Genomic DNA, 17,350 nt, shown 5'->3' with positions numbered 1-17,350 from the left:
GCCCGTGTCTTTTCGGGAAACTTGATCCGCATCAAGGCCGAGGGCGTGAGCCGGGCCTAACCTCAAGCGTGCAAGACCCAAGGAAGGAGACACGCGCATGTCCAACACCCCGCATGAATTGCTGGAGGAATTTCCGGCTGAGGCCCTGCGGATTTCGGCGCTGAAAGAAACGGATGCCCATTTTGCCCGGCTGGTCGAGGAATACCATCAGGTGAACCGCGCGGTGCATCGCGCCGAGACACGGGTGGAGCCGGTCTCGCCGGAACGTGAAACCGAGCTGCGCAAGACCCGCGCCGCGCTGAAGGACCAGATCTGGCAGCGCATCGGCGGTTGATGATCAACCGGCTTGGAATTTGGGCAGGCTCTGGCGTTCAGGTGGCTCCGAATTTCGAGAGCCTCCGAATTTTCGACGAAAATTCGCACCCCGTCCGATGGCATTTGGGCGGGCGCTATTCTGCGATCTGATAGGGCAGGATGCCGCGCCGGTCGGGATCGACCTTCAACCGGCGTTCCAGCGGCGGGACGGAGCGCTGGTGGCAATCGCGCCGCTCGCAGATCCGGCAGGAAATGCCGATCGGCTCGAACTGACCGCGCAGGTCCAGCCCATCGGCATAGACCATGGCATCGGCGTGCTGCACCTCGCAGCCGATGCAGATCGCATAACGTCGCACCGGCGCGTTGAAGCTGCCACCCGGCTTGGAGACGTCCCGCGCCAGACAGAGGTAACGCACACCGTCCGGGGTTTCCGCCAGCTGGCGCAGGAATTGCCCGGGCGTCTCGAAGGCGCGGTGCACATTCCACAGCGGGCAGGCCCCGCCAAAGCGCGCGAATTGCAGCCGTGTGGCCGAATGGCGCTTGGTGATGGTGCCGGCCTGATCGACGCGCACGAAGAAAAAGGGAATGCCCTTTGATCCGGGGCGTTGCAGCGTCGACAGGCGATGCGCCACCTGTTCGATACTGGCACCAAAGATATCGGCCAGCCGCTCCAGATCGTGGCGTTCGGCCAAAGCTGCCTCCTGAAAGGCGCGGTAGGGCAGCAGCGCCGCCCCGGCAAAGTAATTGGCAAGGCCGATCTTGGCGATATCGCGCGCCTCGGGCGTGGCAAAGCGCGCAAGGTCCAGCGTCGCCTCCAGCAGCTCGTTCTGGGTGGTCAGCGCCACCTGATAAAGCAGCTGAAACCGCTGCGTCGGACCCGAGGCGCGGCCCGAAATAGCCAGGCGTTTGGCCCCTGCATCAAAGGCGCGCAACTGCCCGGTATCGGCAAATTGCAGATCGATCCCGGCCTTGGTCAGCGTGTCGGAGGCAATGAAGAGCGGATCCTTCCGAACGCCGCCGGGCATGGCGTAATGCTCTGCCGCGCGGTCGATGGCATCCAGATAGTTGTCGCAATAATGGAAGAAATCGCGCACCTCTTCCCAGGGGCTGGGGCGCAGCGCGGTGTCATCGCGCCCCAATGCCTCATCCAGCGAGGCCAGACGTTCATGCGTCTGCCGATAGGCGCGGTGCAGGTCCAGAAAGGCCCGCGCCAGTGCCGGCGCGTTGGAGGCCGCAAGCCGCAGATCGGCCAAGGGCGGTGCGGCGCTTTGGAACACCGGATCGGCCAGGGCCTCGCGCATGTCCGAGACAATGCGCTCAGCATCGCCCGCCGTCAGCTCGGTCACGTCAAAGCCGAATTCCTGCGCCAGCGACAGCACGACCGAGGCCGAGACCGGCCGGTGGTTGTTTTCCATCTGGTTGAGATAGGGCAGCGACACGCCCAGCTTGTCAGCAAAGGCCTTTTGCGTCACCCCGAGCCGCCCGCGCAATTCGCGCAACTTGACCCCGGCATACAGCTTCTGCGTGCTCATCGCGCCCCCCTGGCTCGGCCTGCCCCTCGGATCACGAGGCGGGAGCGTGCCTTGCTGATGCGCTCGGCGGGCGCGGGCACGCTTTGCTAATGCCCTTTTCGCCTTTGCAAAACATTGCTGTCAAGGGCACCCGGCATGGCCGGGTCAGGCTGTGAGGCCGATGCGCCGCGCGCGGGCCATGATCCAGAGAATGGCCAGAACCGAGCCGGCAGAGGTTGCGAACATCAGCACGGCCAGCGGCAATTCGCTGGCACCCGGATGCAGCAGCGCCCCCGCAAGGGCGGCAAGCGCCGCGCCACCGCCGATATTGATCGCACCGCCAAGCCCCGAGGCGGTGCCCGCCAGTTCGGGTCGCACAGAAAGGATGCCCGCATTGGCATTGGGCAGGCAGATGCCATTGCCGATCCCGATGATCAGCGTCAGCCCGAAGAAGGTGACCGGCCCGGTCATTTCTGCCAGTGATAGCAGCATGATCGCGGCACAGGTCAGCGTGGTGATGACCGTGCCGACCAGCACCATGCGGTTCATGCCGACGCGCATCGAATAGCGACCGGCCAGATAATTGCCCGCCGCATAGCCAAGGGCTGTCAACGCGAACAGCACACCGATCCTGGACGAACTGAGCCCGAAAACCTGATCGCCGACAAAGGGGGCCCCGCCCAGATAGGCAAAGAAACAGCCCGAGGACAAAGCCGCGGCCAGCGTATAGCCCCAGAAGCGTTGTGACGCCAAAAGCCCGGGATATTGCGCGAATTGCGCGGTGAATCCCAGATCCGACGGCGTCGAGGTTTCGCCCAGATCGCGCCAGCACAGCCAGGTGACGGCAGCCCCCGCGACCAGCAGCAGCGCAAAACTTGCCTGCCAGCCAAAAGCCTCATCCAGAACACCGCCGATCACCGGGCCGATCATCGGCACGATGCTCATCCCCATGGTGACATAGCCGATCATCGAGGCCGCGCGTTCGTCCGAGACCATATCGCGCACGATGGCGCGGCTGAGCACCATGCCCGAGGCGATTACAGCCTGCGCCATGCGGGCGATCAGGAAGGTTTCCGCCGTCGGTGCAACCAAAGTGGCGACCGTCGCGATCAGAAACAGGATCAGCGACCCCAGCACCACCTTGCGGCGGCCATAACGATCCGAGACCGGACCGATCAGGACCTGAAGCCCCGCCGACAGTGCCAGATAGAGTGCAACCGACAGCTGCATCGTCGCATAGGGCACGCCATACCACGCAGCCATCGAAGGCAGCGAGGGCAGGAAGACATTCATGCTGAGCGCCGAGATCCCCGCAAGCAGGGTGAGCGTCAGAACCGAGGGCGGGGTGGCCGGGTCCAGAAACCGGGCAGGGGGAAGATCACGCATGGAGATGGGCTAGGCGGTCGGTGCGCGCCTGTCCATCCTGTCTGCGACTACCACTTGTGGAAAATGAAGAATGCACCAAGCGCGATGAAGGAAAAGCCGAGGATGTGGTTCCAGGTCAACGGCTCTTTCAGGAAGAAGACCGAGAACACCCCGAAGACCAGCAAGGTGATGACCTCTTGAATGGTCTTCAGCTCTGCGGCCGAGAAATGCGTGTGGCCGATGCGGTTGGCGGGGACCATCAGCATATATTCAAACAGCGCGATCCCCCAGGAGATGAAGATCACCGTGACCAGCGGCGCGCCTTTGAACTTGAGATGTCCATACCAGGCGAAGGTCATGAAGATATTGGAGGCCACAAGCAGGCCGATGGTGATGACGGGCACGGGCAGGGCAGGCATGGCATGGGCTCCGAAGGGGTTGCTGCTGCATGTTCTCGAAATTTTATCGCAACGCAATGGGGCGCGGGGGGCTGTGAAAGCGCACGACGCGCCGGTCATTGTCGGGCATCGCAGAGAAGGCCTTGGGCGGCAAGCGGCCGCATGTTCCGGCGGGGTGGCCTCCTTTGGTGGCGGTGGCAATGGGGGATTTCCGGCGCGGCTGCGCGGCGCGATGGCCACCCTTGGGGGCCAGCGGTTGTCATGGTGAATTGGCGGCGCAGTCTGCGGCGCGGAGCGCGGCAACAAGTTGCATTGCTGGCGGTGGGCGAATGCAGGGGCGAATGGCTAAAGGGATGCCGTCGCCCGATCATGCTGGGGCCGGGCACGCAAGGCAGTGTCTGCAAGGCAGCCGATACAAGACAGGGCAGGCAAGGCCGGGCTGTACGGCAACGGACTCGCACGGCCAGATGCGCAACCCGTTCCCGCCAAATCAAGATCATGCGCGGCAGGGCGGGCGGATCCTGCACCTGGTTTAATTTGATCAAATTCTTGCGCCCGCCCTGGAAACCCCCTAGACTGAAGGCAACCACGCGAATCCGCTTCTGGATTCCGGCGCGAACACGACGAGGCTTGCCATGAACAAGATCACCAATCATCTGCCCACCGCCGAGCTTCAGGCGCTGGACGCGGCGCATCACATGCACCCGTTCACCTCGGACGGGCAATTGGCCAAGCGTGGCGTGCGTGTCATCACCGGGGCGAATGGCGTCTATCTGAAGGACAGCGAAGGCAACAAGATCCTTGATGGCATGGCCGGTCTGTGGTGCGTGAATGTGGGTTATGGCCGGGATGAGCTGGCCGAGGCCGCCGCACGGCAGATGCGCGAGCTGAGCTATTACAACACCTTCTTCATGACCACCCATGTGCCCGCCATCGCACTGGCCGCGAAACTGGCCGAACTGGCCCCGGGCGATCTGAATCATGTGTTCTTCGCCTCCTCCGGGTCGGAGGCCAATGACACCAATATCCGCCTTGTGCGCCGTTATTGGGACATCAAGGGCCAGCCCGAGCGCCGGGTGATCATCGCCCGTCGCAACGGCTATCACGGCTCCACCATGGGGGGCGGCAGCCTGGGCGGCATGGCCTATATCCATGCGGCGGGCGGCAAGATCGACGGAATCGAGCATATCGGTCAGCCGCATTGGTGGGCCGAGGGCGAAGACATGACGCCCGAGGCCTTCGGCCTGATGCGCGCGCAGGAGCTTGAGGCCAAGATCCTTGAACTGGGGGCCGACAAGGTCGCGGCCTTCATCGGCGAGCCGGTGCAGGGTGCCGGTGGCGTCATCGTGCCACCCGCGACCTACTGGCCTGAGATCCAGCGCATCTGCGAGAAATACGGTGTGCTGCTGATCGTGGACGAGGTCATCACCGGCTTTGGCCGCACCGGCAACATGTTCGGCTGCCAGACCTTCAACATCAAGCCGCATATCATGACGGTCGCCAAGGGCCTGTCCTCGGGCTATCAGCCGATCGGTGCCTCGATCGTCTGCGACGAGATCGCCCATGTCATCGGCAATGACGAGGATGACTTCAACCACGGCTATACCTATTCCGGTCACCCGGTGGCGGCGGCGGTGGCGCTGGAAAACCTGCGCATCATCGAGGATGACGGCATCGTCGATCACGTCCGCAACGTGGCGCATCCCTATCTGGCCGAGAAATGGCACGCGCTGGCCGATCATCCGATGGTGGGGCAGACGACGCTGGTCGGGTTGATGGGCAGCCTGCAACTGACGCCCAACAAGGAAAAGCGCGCGAAATTCGCCGCCAAACCCGGCCGGATCGGCTATATGGTGCGTGAGCGCTGCTTTGCGAACAACCTGATCATGCGCCATGTCTATGAGCGGATGATCATCTCGCCGCCGCTGGTCATCACCCCGGAGGAGATCGATATTCTGGTCGCACGGGCCCGGCTGTCGCTGGATGAGGCCTATAAGCAGATCCGTGACGAGGGCCTGTGGCAGGAAGCGTGATTCGCGCAAAGTCGAAGAAAATCGAATAAAGGACGGGCGCGACATGTCGCGCCCGTTTTCGTTTTGGGCATTCTGCCTATGGAAATATCTGTTCCGCGCGGATTTGCATGAAGAAAATGTAACGGAGAGATGACAGACTCGTTGCGCGACGAAAAATTCCGCGCTTAGATCGGGGCTGTAATCTGCCTGTTACATGCATGGCGCAAAACCGTCACGCAAGGCCAATAAGACGCGAATGTCACCAACAGGGCCCGGGCGGCCCAAGGGAGATGGGATGATGATGAAGAAAACCACCGCAGCTGTCACGCTGGCGGCGCTGCTGGCGTCGACCGGCATGGTCTCGGCGCAGTCGCTGGCCGAGATCGAGGCGGCCGCAAAGGCCGAAGGCATGTTGACCACCATCGCGCTGCCGCATAGCTGGTGTGGCTATGGCGAGGTGATCGCGGGCTTCAAGGCGAAATACCCTGAAATCACCGTGAACGAGCTGAACCCCGATGCCGGTTCCGCCGATGAGGTCGAGGCCGTGAAGGCCAACAAGGACAACAAGGGTCCGCAGGCCCCGGACGTGGTTGACGTCGGTCTGGCCTATGGCCCGTCGATGAAGGCCGAGGGCCTGTTGCAGCCCTATAAAGTGTCGACCTGGGACGAGATCCCGGACAATATCAAGGATGCCGAAGGCTATTGGTATGGCGACTATTACGGCGTCATGTCCTTCATCGTGAACAAGGATCTGGTCGAAAACGTCCCGACCGACTGGGCCGATCTGACCAAGCCGGAATATGCCGGCCAGGTGGCACTGGCGGGCGATCCGCGCGCCTCGAACCAGGCGATCCTTGGCGTTCTGGCCGCTGGCCTGTCGAAAGGCGCTGCCGCCGGTGAGGCCGCTGGCAAGGCCGGTCTCGACTACTTCGCCGAAGTGAACAAGGCTGGAAACTTCGTGCCGGTCATCGCCAAGGCAGGCACCATTGCCCAGGGCGCGACCCCGATTGCCATTGCGTGGGACTATAACGCCCTTGCCTGGCGGGATGAACTGGCCGGCAACCCGCCGGTCGAGATCGTCGTGCCGAAAACCGGCGTTCTGGCTGGCGTCTATGTTCAGGGCATCTCGGCCTATGCGCCGCACCCGAATGCCGCGAAACTGTGGATGGAATACATCTATTCCGACGAAGGCCAGAACCTCTGGCTGAAAGGCTACTGCCACCCGGCGCGCTTCAATGCGATGGTCAAGGCTGGCAAGGTCCCGCAGGAGCTGATCGACGCGCTGCCGCCGGCCGCTTCCTATGAGGCCGCCTATTTCCCGACGCTGGAAGAGGTGGATGCTAACAAGGCCGCCGTCACCGGCGCATGGGACGGCGTTGTCGGCGCGAACGTCCAGTAATCGCATTTGACTGCAAAAGGCCCCGGCCCGGAGATGTTCCGGGCCGGGGTTGCTTGTGACAACCATATCCAAGAACAACAACAGTCGCACGCGCGACAGGGGACGCCTCACGCATGAGCTCCGTGCCGATCACCCGGCGGTTACCGCTGACATGGCTGGGGCTGCTGCCCTTCCTGATTTTCGCCACGCTGTTCCTGATCCTGCCCACGATGCATATCGTAATCGGCGCATTTCAGGACCGCAGCGGTGCCTTCACCTTGCAAAACATCAAGGATCTGAACACCGGCACGATCCCGTCCAGTTACTGGGTCTCGGTCAAGATCTCGCTCGCCTCGGCGCTTCTGGGCTGCCTGATCGGCTTTGGCATGGCGGCGGCTGTCACCTTCGGCGCGGTGCCGCGCTGGATCCGTTCACCGCTGATGACATTCTCGGGCGTGGCGTCGAACTTTGCCGGTGTGCCGCTGGCCTTCGCCTTTCTGGCGACCTTCGGGCCGGTCGGGCTGGTCACGGTCTTCCTGCGCAACAATTTCGGCATCGTGCTGCAACGCGATCTCGGCTTCTCGATCCTCAGCTTCTGGGGTCTGACCATCACCTATCTGTTCTTCCAGATCCCGCTGATGATCCTGATCATCACCCCGGCGCTGGAAGGGTTGAAGCGGGAATGGCGTGAGGCGGCCGAGGTTCTGGGGGCTACAGCCACGCAATATTGGCGCATGGTGGCGCTGCCGATCCTGTTCCCGTCCCTGCTGGGCACGTTTGCACTGCTGTTTGCCAATGCCTTCGGGGCGGTGGCGACCGCAATCGCATTGACCGGATCCTCGCTCAATATCGTGCCGATCCAGCTGTTTGCGCAGATCCGGGGCGATGTGCTGGGTAATCCCAATCTCGGTTACGCCATGGCCTTTGGCATGATCATGGTCACGGCGGTGGCCAATGTCCTTTACATCTGGCTGCGCGTGCGCGCTGAAAGGTGGCTGAAATGAGCCTCTGGGCCCGCATCACAGGCTGGATCGTCCTGATCTTCGGCCTGACCTATTTCGCGCTGCCGCTGCTCGGCCTGACCGAGTTTTCGCTGAAGGCCCGGCGTGGCGTCTACAGCCTTGACGCTTATACCAAGATCATCGGCGACCCTGAATTTCAGGCGACCTTCACCTATTCCATCATGATGGCGCTGGTCACCATCCTGTTCGGGGTGCTGCTGGTGGTGCCGACCGCCTATTGGGTGCGCCTGAAGATGCCATGGGCGCGGCCCTATGTGGAATTCATCACGCTGCTGCCGCTGGTGATCCCGGCCATCGTAATCGTGTTCGGCTACATCCGGCTGTACAACACCTCCAGCTGGCTGCCGATGACCGGCACGATCATGGGCACCAATCTGCTGCTGGCCTTCGGCTATACCGTCCTGGCGCTGCCCTATATGTATCGCGCCGTGGATACGGGGATGCGCACCATCGATGTGGCGACCCTGACCGAAGCCGCGCAAAGCCTTGGCGCCGGATGGGCCACCATCCTTGCCCGCGTGATCCTGCCCAATGTCATCCCGGCGGTCTTGTCGGGGGCCTTCCTCACCTTCGCCATCGTGATCGGCGAATTCACCCTTGCGGCGCTGCTGAACCGTCCGGCCTTCGGGCCCTATCTGGCCCGGATCGGCGCGAACAAACCCTATGAGCCTTTCGCGCTTTCGGTCATCGCCTTCGGCATCACCTGGGGCTGCATGGGGCTGATCCAGTTCGCCAACCGTCTCTCCAAACATACGAAAGCCGCGCAATGAGCTTCCTCGACATTTCGCATCTCGAAAAAGCCTTCGGCACCAACCGCGTGGTGAAGGATTTCAGCCTGAGCGTCGAGAAGGGCGAGTTCATCTCGCTGCTCGGGCCGTCCGGCTGTGGCAAGACCACGGTGCTGCGCATGGTGGCGGGGTTTGAACAGCCCAATTCCGGCGCAATCACCATCGGCGGCAGCAATGTCGTGGGCAAGCGTCCGAACCAGCGCAATATCGGCATGGTGTTTCAGGCCTATGCACTGTTCCCGAACCTGACGGTGGCCGAGAATGTGGGCTTTGGCCTGAAGATCAAAGGGGCATCCAAGGCCGAGATCACCGCGCGTGTGCAGGAAATGCTGGCGCTGATCGGTCTGCCGGACAAGGGGGCCTCCTATCCGTTCCAGCTGTCGGGCGGGCAACAGCAGCGCGTGGCGCTGGCCCGCGCCCTGGCGCCCAAGCCGCAGGTCCTGCTGCTGGACGAGCCGCTTTCGGCGCTGGATGCCAAGGTGCGGGTCAGCTTGCGCAACGAGATCCGCGCCATCCAGCGCGAATTGGGCATCACCACCATCTTCGTGACCCATGATCAGGAAGAGGCGCTGTCGATCTCGGACCGGATCGTGGTGATGAATGGCGGCATCGCCGATCAGGTTGGCACCCCGTTCGAGATCTACAATCGCCCGAGCACCCGGTTCGTGGCGAATTTCGTGGGCCAGCTGAATGTGTTCCGCGCCGATGAGGCCGGTCGCATCGGCGGCGTCTCCATGGGGCAGGGCGATTTCGCCGCAAGGCCCGAGGCCGTGCATCTGGGGCGCGCCAGCGGCGCCGATATCGTGCTGCCCGCGACGGTGACCGAGGTGCATTTCCTGGGTTCCGTCATCCGGCTGACAGCGGATGTCGCGGGCACGCGGGTCTCGCTCGATACCTTCAACCGCGCCGATGCGCCGCCGCCCGAGGTGGGGGCGGTGGTCGAACTCAGCCTTGCCGCGCGCGATCTGATCCAGCTCGGGGCTTGAAGAAAGGGGGCGCTTGCGCCCCCTTGCCGCAAGTGCGGCCCGCCAAGGGCGTGCGCCTGACCTGAGATGTCTGAGGCAGGAAGAGACAAGGGGCGGGCCTTACAGCCTTCTTTTCCTGAATATCTTCAGGGATTGAATTGGGTCGCAGACCCGGAAGGGGGCGTAAGCGCCCCCTTTCTTCGTCTTGCATCCGGGCGCTGCGGGCGCGATGGTTCGCGAAATCGCAACGGAGCCGTAAATGCGCTTTGCCACCATCACCCTGCCTGGAAGGGGCGAGACGGACCGGCTCCTGGCCGGGCTGGCCGCGCGGCTTCTGGAGGACGGGGTCGCCTTGGCGGGGGCGGTGCAGCACAATCTTGATTGTGGCGATGATTGCGAGATGGAGTTGCAGATCCTGCCCGATGGGCCAGTGATCGGCATCAGCCAGAAGCTGGGTGCGGGGTCGCAAGGCTGCAAGCTGGATACCGGCGCGCTGGAAGGGGCGGTGGCCGAGGTCTCAAGCCGCATGGCAGGCGCGCGGCTGTTGATCGTCAACAAATTTGGCAAGCACGAGGCCGAGGGACGCGGCTTTCGCGATCTGATTGCGGCGGCCTTGGCCGAGGATCTGCCGGTGCTGATCGGGGTGAACAAGATGAATATGGCGTCTTTTCAGGATTTTGCTGGCGATCTGGCGCAGCCGCTCTCGCCCGATGCGCTGGAAGACTGGCTTGCGCAGGTACTGGCATGAGCGCGCGGGTCGCCATCCTGACCGTCTCGGACCGCGCGGCGGCGGGGATCTATGAAGACAAGGGCGGCCCCGCCATCGAGGCCTGGCTGCGCGCCGCCATCACCTCGGATCTGGATATCCACCGCCAGATCGTGCCGGATGGTCGCGACAGCGTGGCGGATGCCTTTCGGCATTGGGCCGATGTGGCCGGGGCGGATCTGATCCTTGCCACCGGCGGCACCGGGCCATCCCCGCGCGACATGACGCCCGAGGCCATGGCGGATGTGGTGGAGCGTGATTTCCCGGGTTTTGGCGAGCTGATGCGGGCGGTATCCTTGCGCGAGGTGCCGACGGCGATCCTGTCGCGGCAGGGGGCGGGGACGCGCGGGCGCTGCCTGATCATCACCCTGCCGGGCAAGCCTTCGGCCATTGCCACCTGTCTGGATGCAGTGTTCCCGGCGGTGCCCTATTGTCTGGATCTGATGGGGGCGGGGCGCATCGAGACCGATCCCGCGATCTGCAAGGCGTTTCGTCCGGCAAAATAGTGCGGCTCAATTGGCCAGCACCAGTGCTTCGGCGATCATCGCGGGGACACGCGTGTGTTCCCCGATGGCGGGCAGCAGCTTGCCGGTAAAACCGGCCTCTGTCAGCGCCGCGGGCAGATCCTGCGCCACATGGCCGGCGCGGGTGGCAAACAGCGGCAGGCAGAGCGCGGGGCCAAGATCGCGGGCTTGATCGACCACAAAGGGGGCCTCTTCGAGATAGCCGGTGACGATGCGAAACCGCGTGACCTCACGCAGTTGCGCCGCCAATTCCTCGGTCCGGGTGGCAGAGGCGCGGGAGGCCTGACTGCCATGGGCGGCCAGCAGCAGCGTGGTATCGGGCGGCAGATGCTGCGCAAGGGCTGCCTGTTCTGCGACCTTGGCCAGCAGGGGCAACAGGCGCGGATGATGGCCGAAGGCCGGGGTCTGGCGCGGCGAAACCATCCCGGCCTCTGCCAGACGGCGCGGCAATTGCTGGCGGGTGAACCAGCCCTCGGCCATGAAAAACGGGAAGATCAGCGCATCGGGTTGCGCCGCGACCGCCCTGTCCAGCGCGCCGGGCAGGGCCAGCGTTGTGCCGCGCAGGCACCATCCGGGCAGATAGGTGCCAACGCGGGCGGCCAGCGCCTGCAGGGCCGCCTCTTGCGGTTCGGGATCGGCGGGCGATCCATGGGCGATGATAAGCGCATTCTGCATTGCCTCAAGATAGGCGGCTGCGGCGCAATGTCCACCCAAGGCGGGCCTGTCCGACCTTGCGATGGCCCGGTGCGGGCGGCAGGATCAGCGGGACGAAAGGGTATGAGAATGGCGGAATGGTTTGAATTCGCGCTGGCGCTGACGGCGTTCCTGCTCAGCCATCTGATCCCGGCGCGGCCCGGTCTGCGCGCGGCGCTTGTCGCGCGGCTGGGACGGGCGGGTTATGGCGCGGGCTATGGCATCCTGTCGCTGTTGCTGCTGGTCTGGGTGATTGCGGCGGCGGGGCGCGCGCCTGTTGTTCCGCTATGGGATCAGGAACAATGGATGCGCTGGCTGGTCAATCTGGCGATGCCGCTGGCGGTGCTGCTGGTCTGCCTTGCCATTGGTGCCGCCAACCCGCTGAGCTTTGGCGGAAAATCGGGTGGCTTCGATCCGGCACGGCCCGGGATTGCGGGCGTGGTGCGCCATCCGCTGCTTTGGGCGCTGCTGCTTTGGGCCAGTGGGCATATGCTGGTGAACGGCGATCTGGCCCATGTCATCCTGTTCGGGGTCTTTGCCGGTTATGCGCTGCTTGGCATGGGCATGATCGACCGGCGCAAGCAGGCGCAATGGGGGCGCGACATGTGGATCACCCGGGCTTCCGGCACAGGGGCGTGGCCCTTCGGCGGCAATTGGCGCTGCTATCGCCCCGCTTGGTGGCGCGTGGCGCTGGCGGCCTGCCTTTGGTTGGCGCTGCTGCATCTGCATGAGCCGGTGATCGGCGTGATGCCCGCGCCGTAAGGCGGCCCTCAGGGCAACAGATCGGCCAAACGATCCAGCGGACGCAGCAGGGCGGTGCCGCGCGACGTGCGCAGGAAGGGGCGCTCCACCAGAACCGGATGCGCCAGCATTGCCGCAAGGATCGTGCTGTCGGATGTGCCTGCGTCCAGCAGGCCAAGATCGGCGGCGAGCGGGGCCTTGCGGCGCAGCGCCTGGGCCGGGGTCAGGCCCGCCTCTGACAGCAGGGCGGTCAGGTCTTCGCGGGTCCAGCCGGTTTCCAGATAGTGGATGATCTGCGGTTGCAGACCGGCAGCCTCCAGCGCGGCAAGCGCCTTGCGCGAGGTCGAACAAGCCGGGTTGTGCCAGAGGTGACAGGATCATGCATGGAAAATCACATGCCTGCACCTTGGCGCTTGGTCAAGCGGGTGGCCGCAACGGCCAATTCCCACCTTTATTGTCACGGGAAGTTTACCAGGCACTGTCTGCATTTGGTGCATTGTTGGACAATAGTCCAACGCGACCTTCAACCAGGTCTGACACGGTGCCGCAGGCGCGAAGCCGTGTTGCCGAGGCGGGGTTTCTGTGGCATGACACGAAAAATGGAAACAAGACTGACGAGTTCAGCATGACCGATTTCGCCGCCCGCCGCACCATGATGGTCGATACGCAGGTCCGCCCCTCGGATGTCACGAAATATCCGATCATCGCAGCCATGCTTGCGGTTCCGCGCGAGGCCTATGTGCCTGCCGCGCGCCGTGAGGCCGCCTATGTCGGCGAACATGTTGCGGTTGGTGCAGGCCGCGTCATGCTTGAGGCACGCACTTTTGCCAAGCTGTTGGACGCGCTGGATATCCAGCCCGCCGAGATCGTGCTCGATCTGGGGTGCGGGCTTGGCTATTCGACAGCCGTGATCGCCCGCATCTGCGAAGCGGTTGTGGCGGTTGAGGAAGACGAGACGCTGGCGACCGAGGCGCAGCGCACCCTGTCTGCCGAAGGCGTCGACAATGCGGCGGTGATCCATGGCAAGCTGGTCGAGGGTTCGGCCAAGGCTGGCCCCTATGATGTCATCATGCTGCAAGGCGCAGTTGAGACTGTGCCGGAGGCATTGCTGGCCCAATTGAAGGAAGGCGGGCGCATCGGCGCGCTGTTCATGGATGGTAATTTGGGCGAGGCCCGGGTTGGCTACAAGATCGACGGCCAGATGAACTGGCGCCAGGTGTTCAACGCCTCGGCACCGTTGCTGCCGGGGTTCAAGGCGCATCACGCCTTCACCCTGTAAGATTTACTACGCCCGCGACGGAAAGCGCGGGCGTCATCGTTATTCACCGGCGGTGCGCAGCGCCGGAAGATTGCCCGCAAGAATAAGGGCGCAGAGGCAGAACAGGAGCCAAGAATGGTCGGGTTGAAGCGGAAACTGGCGGCAACGGCTGCGGCAACTGTGCTGGCTTTTGCAGCAATGAGCCCGGCAGCATTGGCGGAAACCCTGGCCGATGCGCTGGTGTCTGCCTATCGCAATTCTCATCTTCTGGACCAGAACCGCGCGCTTTTGGCGGCTGCGGATGAGGATGTGGCGCAAGCGGTGTCGGCGGTGCGTCCGGTCATCACTTTTGCTGCGAACTACTACAAACAGCGCCGCTTGAACGATATCGGCTCGCCGGTGTTCAACGGCACGGGCTTTGACATTGTCCGCGCCGAGACCTTCGGCGAACAGACCACCGTTGAACTGGCGATCCAGTTGACGCTGCTGGATTTCGGTCGCAACAAGGCCAGCATCGCGGCGGCGAAGGAAACCGTTCTGGCGACCCGCGCTAGCCTTGTCGGCATCGAGCAGGACGTGCTTCTGACCGCCGTGCAGGCCTATGTGAATGTGCGCCTGACCGAAGAAATCCGGCATCTGCGCCAGAACTATGTGAACGTGATCGGTGAAGAGCTGAAGGCCACGCAGGATCGTTTCGATGTGGGCGAGGTGACCCGCACCGACGTGGCCTTGGCCGAGGCAACCCTGGCCGAAGCGCGGGCGGCGCTGGCCTCGGCGGATGGCGATGTGCGGGTGGCGCGCGAAAGCTACAAGGCCGCGACCGGCAAATATCCGGGCCGTCTGGCCGCCTTGCCGCGCGCGCCGAAACTGCCTGCCACGATGGATGCGGCCCTTGCGGTGGCGCGTCGGGAACATCCGAGCATGATTCGCCAGCAACATCTGGTGAAGGTTGCCGACCTGACGATCGAGCTGGCCAATGCCAATATGCGCCCGACGGTCACCGTGCGCGGGACGACCGCGCTCAGCGGAGGGGCAGGGGATTCCAACCATTACAACCAGCAAAGCCTTTCGCTGTCGATGAACCAGACGCTTTACGCTGGCGGGCGGCTGTCTTCGCAGCTGCGTCAGGCGCAGATGCAGCGCGAGGCGCAGCGTTCGGCGCTGCATCAGACGGCTGTGACGCTGGAGCAGAATGTCGGCACCGCTTGGGCCCAGATCGATGTGGCCGCGGCGCAGATTTCGGCGAATGAGCGTCAGATCGAAGCCGCTGTCGTGGCCTTCCAGGGGTTGCGCGAGGAAGCCAAACTTGGTGCCCGCACCACGCTGGAGGTGCTGGACGCCGAACAGGACGTGCTGGATGCGCGCGCGGCCAAGGTGCAGTCCGAGGCAGAGCGATATTTCTATGTCTATCAGGTGCTGTCCTCGATGGGCAAGCTGACGGTCAAGGATCTGAACCTTGGTATCCCGACCTATGATGTGACCGGCTATTACAATCTGGCCAAAGATGCGCCGGTGGTCAGCTTCCAGGGCGAAAGCCTGGACCGTGTGCTGAAGGCGCTTGGCAAGAACTGAGCGCCAGGTTTACCCCGACCTGCTGCTTGAGCAGCAAGCCGTTGCTCCTTCTGCGGAATTGTTAACCGATCCAGCGCCTCCTTCTTGCGGGAAGGGGGCGCTGTCGTTAATCTGGAAACAAATCGCAGGACGAGTGGAATGACAGAACCAATGACATCTGTAGAGATCGAGGATGTGCTGTCCTCCATCCGAAGACTGGTGTCCGAGGATCTGCGGCCTTCCCATGATCCGCGGGACGCCGGGCCGCGGCCTGGCCCCACCCCGGGGCCTGAGCTTCCTGCTTCCCGCTTGTTGCTGACGCCTGCGCTGCGGGTCGTGCCGCCGCTGCCTGCAGATGTGGATCGGCCGATGGTCACGCCGTCCGATATGCCAGACACCCCGCGCTCCGAGGCCGCCATGTCCGATCCCGCATCGCCCGATCCGCGCGCGGCGGAGCCCATGCCGATTGAAGCCGCCGCGGCGATGCCGATTGAAACCGTTGTGGCCCGCGTCGGTGCGCAAGTCAGTGACGATTGGGATACCGAGGCCGAGGCGGAGATGTCGCCGGTCTGGTCCGCGTTGCCGGTGTGGAACACCGAGATTGTCGAGGTCGATCTTGACCGGGTCGAAGAGGCCGAGGTCTTGCAGTTCACCTCACCTGACGCGGCCCGGCTGGAAGAGGCCTGGCGCGACGGTGCATGGGCCGAGGGACCGCAAAACTCTGTCGCAGAGCCGGATGCTTCGGAGGCCCTCGAGAGGGAGTCCGCGTTTGTTGATCCTGCGCCCTATATTGAGGTCGATGAGGCGGGCTATCCGGTTGAGCCGGAAATGGGCCGCAGCCCCGGCGATCTGGCTGAGGCGGCTGTGCTGGAGGAATTGCGCGGATTGGAGGATGAGCTTGCGGCCTCGGTGGCGGCGGCTTCCCCCAAATCCGACCTCTTCGCACCGCAGGATAGCGATGATTTCGATGAAGAGGCGCTGCGTGAAGTGGTGCGCGATATGATCCGGGAAGAGCTGCAGGGGGCCCTTGGGGAGCGTATCACCCGCAATGTCCGCAAGCTGGTCCGCGCCGAGATCAACCGCGCCCTGGCGAGCCGGGATCTGTCCTGATTTCCTTCGGTGGGGGCGTGTCGCGATAGTGCCCATGCCCATTCTTGGCGCGCCTGATCGATTGGCGGGCACATGCCGGGCCAACCCCGGGGCAATGCCTTAGATAATCATTGATCTTCTGGCCGTCCTGCTTTGGCTGCGGCGTCAGTTCTCCCCTCAACTGTGCCAGATAAATGCAAAACGCGCCCCTGTGGGCGCGTCATGCATTTCGCTGTCACCGGATCCGGTTCGGCATCTGCCGGGCAGGGGGCAGGCCGGATAGGGGATCAGGCGGCTTCTGCTTCCAACTCGGCGGCGTGGCGACGCTCGCTTTCCTCGCGCGACAGCGCCACCGAGGTGCGCACGCCCTTGGAGACGAATTCCATCAGGCCCTTGACCACACGCTCATTCGGGTCGATCCCGGCGCAGGACAACACCTCGCGCCCGTCCCGCGACCGCGCCCAGCGGGCGATCTGCTCGGGGCCATTGCCATATTTCTTGTCATCCGCAATCGCGTCGTCAAGCGCAGCAAGAACCACCGCGGCAAACAGCTTGCGCGCGCGTTGACCTTGCTCGTAGTTGAACGCGGTGCTGTCGATGAAGTCAGCCATATCAGTCTTCCTGTTCTTGCTCTTGCATGATCCGGCGCTCGCGGAATATGACCTTTTCGCGACGATTCGGTATTCCACCTTTTGCATAATTGCTATGCGTCTTGCGCATGGCTTGCCTGGAAATCATACCGTATTTAGTCGGTGCGCCGCAGAGTGCCAGACGAGATATAGGTTCGCGCGTCATAGGTTCAAGGATTGGTCGAATTTTCGCCATAATTGACCGGACTGCGGCGCATTGTGATGCAGGGCATGATTGAACCATCTGATCGGCATTGTTGCAGAAGTCCGGCTGCGGCTAGACGCGCCCCTTTCCCCGTTGGGTTCAGGCCACGCGTTCGATCTCGGCAGTGCCGAGTGCATTGA

At 63.5% G+C, this 17,350-nt stretch carries 17 protein-coding genes and 1 pseudogene; 12 read left to right on the top strand and 6 right to left on the bottom strand.

Translation table 11 applies throughout. From position 1 onward, the window contains the following. The first annotated feature begins 97 nt into the window (after positions 1 to 97). Positions 98 to 334: a YdcH family protein gene (locus tag GBJ34_RS14210; RefSeq protein WP_151719884.1), complete on the top strand. Its 237-nt coding sequence runs from the start codon at positions 98 to 100 to the stop codon at positions 332 to 334. 115 nt (positions 335 to 449) lie between these two features. Here the strand turns inward: GBJ34_RS14210 and GBJ34_RS14205 are convergent, their stop codons facing one another. The 3 genes from GBJ34_RS14205 to GBJ34_RS14195 form a co-directional block, all read right to left on the bottom strand. Beyond that, positions 450 to 1,847: a helix-turn-helix domain-containing protein gene (locus GBJ34_RS14205; RefSeq protein ID WP_151719883.1), complete on the bottom strand. Its 1,398-nt coding sequence runs from the start codon at positions 1,845 to 1,847 to the stop codon at positions 450 to 452. Between the two features lie 144 nt (positions 1,848 to 1,991). Beyond that, positions 1,992 to 3,212: a multidrug effflux MFS transporter gene (locus tag GBJ34_RS14200; RefSeq protein ID WP_151719882.1), complete on the bottom strand. Its 1,221-nt coding sequence runs from the start codon at positions 3,210 to 3,212 to the stop codon at positions 1,992 to 1,994. 47 nt (positions 3,213 to 3,259) lie between these two features. Next, positions 3,260 to 3,610 (bottom strand): DMT family protein, encoded by a 351-nt coding sequence (locus GBJ34_RS14195; RefSeq protein ID WP_151719881.1) that lies wholly within the window; start codon positions 3,608 to 3,610, stop codon positions 3,260 to 3,262. A 614-nt stretch (positions 3,611 to 4,224) separates the two neighbouring features. Between GBJ34_RS14195 and GBJ34_RS14190 the strand changes: the two genes are divergently transcribed. The 7 genes from GBJ34_RS14190 (at position 4,225) to mog (ending at position 11,026) form a co-directional block, all read left to right on the top strand. Continuing rightward, complete coding sequence (locus GBJ34_RS14190; RefSeq protein WP_151719880.1) at positions 4,225 to 5,622, top strand: aspartate aminotransferase family protein; 1,398 nt, start codon at positions 4,225 to 4,227, stop codon at positions 5,620 to 5,622. Positions 5,623 to 5,896: 274 nt separating this feature from the next. After that, positions 5,897 to 7,000, top strand: a complete 1,104-nt coding sequence (locus GBJ34_RS14185; RefSeq protein ID WP_404811432.1) for an ABC transporter substrate-binding protein — start codon at positions 5,897 to 5,899, stop codon at positions 6,998 to 7,000. Between the two features lie 113 nt (positions 7,001 to 7,113). Further along, positions 7,114 to 7,983: an ABC transporter permease gene (locus GBJ34_RS14180; RefSeq protein WP_151719878.1), complete on the top strand. Its 870-nt coding sequence runs from the start codon at positions 7,114 to 7,116 to the stop codon at positions 7,981 to 7,983. Beyond that, a complete protein-coding gene (locus tag GBJ34_RS14175) occupies positions 7,980 to 8,771 on the top strand; it encodes an ABC transporter permease (RefSeq protein WP_151719877.1) in 792 nt (263 codons plus the stop codon). Before GBJ34_RS14180 ends, GBJ34_RS14175 begins: the two co-directional genes overlap by 4 nt. Continuing rightward, entirely contained in the window at positions 8,768 to 9,775 is a 1,008-nt protein-coding gene (locus GBJ34_RS14170; protein ID WP_151719876.1) for an ABC transporter ATP-binding protein, read from the top strand. The genes GBJ34_RS14175 and GBJ34_RS14170 overlap by 4 nt, the downstream gene beginning before the upstream one ends. Positions 9,776 to 10,013: 238 nt before the next feature. Further along, the gene (locus tag GBJ34_RS14165; RefSeq protein ID WP_151719875.1) at positions 10,014 to 10,502 is read left to right on the top strand and encodes a DUF2478 domain-containing protein; all 489 of its coding nucleotides are present in this window, start codon (positions 10,014 to 10,016) and stop codon (positions 10,500 to 10,502) included. Next, on the top strand, positions 10,499 to 11,026 hold the full coding sequence (gene mog / locus GBJ34_RS14160) for a molybdopterin adenylyltransferase (RefSeq protein ID WP_151719874.1): 528 nt from the start codon (positions 10,499 to 10,501) through the stop codon (positions 11,024 to 11,026). Before GBJ34_RS14165 ends, mog begins: the two co-directional genes overlap by 4 nt. A gap of 6 nt (positions 11,027 to 11,032) precedes the next feature. On the opposite strand, the gene GBJ34_RS14155 is transcribed toward mog, so the two are convergent. After that, complete coding sequence (locus tag GBJ34_RS14155) at positions 11,033 to 11,719, bottom strand: CbiX/SirB N-terminal domain-containing protein (RefSeq protein WP_151719873.1); 687 nt, start codon at positions 11,717 to 11,719, stop codon at positions 11,033 to 11,035. A gap of 108 nt (positions 11,720 to 11,827) precedes the next feature. Here GBJ34_RS14155 and GBJ34_RS14150 point away from each other — a divergent pair, with 108 nt between their 5' ends. Next, on the top strand, positions 11,828 to 12,499 hold the full coding sequence (locus GBJ34_RS14150; protein ID WP_151719872.1) for an NnrU family protein: 672 nt from the start codon (positions 11,828 to 11,830) through the stop codon (positions 12,497 to 12,499). An 8-nt stretch (positions 12,500 to 12,507) separates the two neighbouring features. On the opposite strand, the pseudogene GBJ34_RS21235 reads toward GBJ34_RS14150, so the two are convergent. Continuing rightward, positions 12,508 to 12,828: pseudogene (locus GBJ34_RS21235) on the bottom strand (ArsC/Spx/MgsR family protein); the annotation flags it as partial. Positions 12,829 to 13,103: 275 nt separating this feature from the next. Between GBJ34_RS21235 and GBJ34_RS14140 the strand changes: the two are divergent. The 3 genes from GBJ34_RS14140 to GBJ34_RS20810 all read left to right on the top strand — a co-directional run bounded on the left by GBJ34_RS14140 (position 13,104) and on the right by GBJ34_RS20810 (position 16,397). Next, entirely contained in the window at positions 13,104 to 13,757 is a 654-nt protein-coding gene (locus GBJ34_RS14140; RefSeq protein WP_151719870.1) for a protein-L-isoaspartate O-methyltransferase family protein, read from the top strand. A gap of 114 nt (positions 13,758 to 13,871) precedes the next feature. After that, the gene (locus GBJ34_RS14135; RefSeq protein ID WP_151719869.1) at positions 13,872 to 15,308 is read left to right on the top strand and encodes a TolC family outer membrane protein; all 1,437 of its coding nucleotides are present in this window, start codon (positions 13,872 to 13,874) and stop codon (positions 15,306 to 15,308) included. Positions 15,309 to 15,446: 138 nt separating this feature from the next. Continuing rightward, positions 15,447 to 16,397 carry a hypothetical protein gene (locus tag GBJ34_RS20810; protein ID WP_226341187.1) on the top strand — a complete coding sequence of 317 codons (951 nt, stop codon included), beginning with the start codon at positions 15,447 to 15,449 and terminating at the stop codon, positions 16,395 to 16,397. 266 nt (positions 16,398 to 16,663) lie between these two features. On the opposite strand, the gene GBJ34_RS14125 is transcribed toward GBJ34_RS20810, so the two are convergent. Then, entirely contained in the window at positions 16,664 to 16,987 is a 324-nt protein-coding gene (locus tag GBJ34_RS14125; protein WP_149142367.1) for a DUF6280 family protein, read from the bottom strand. Positions 16,988 to 17,350: the final 363 nt, after the last annotated feature.

The sequence above is a fragment of the Gemmobacter serpentinus genome, assembly GCF_008973825.1.
Taxonomy (GTDB): Bacteria; Pseudomonadota; Alphaproteobacteria; order Rhodobacterales; family Rhodobacteraceae; genus Gemmobacter; species Gemmobacter serpentinus.
The sequence above is the reverse complement of the archived record's forward strand: the minus strand, read 5'-3'. Positions and strand labels throughout refer to the sequence as shown.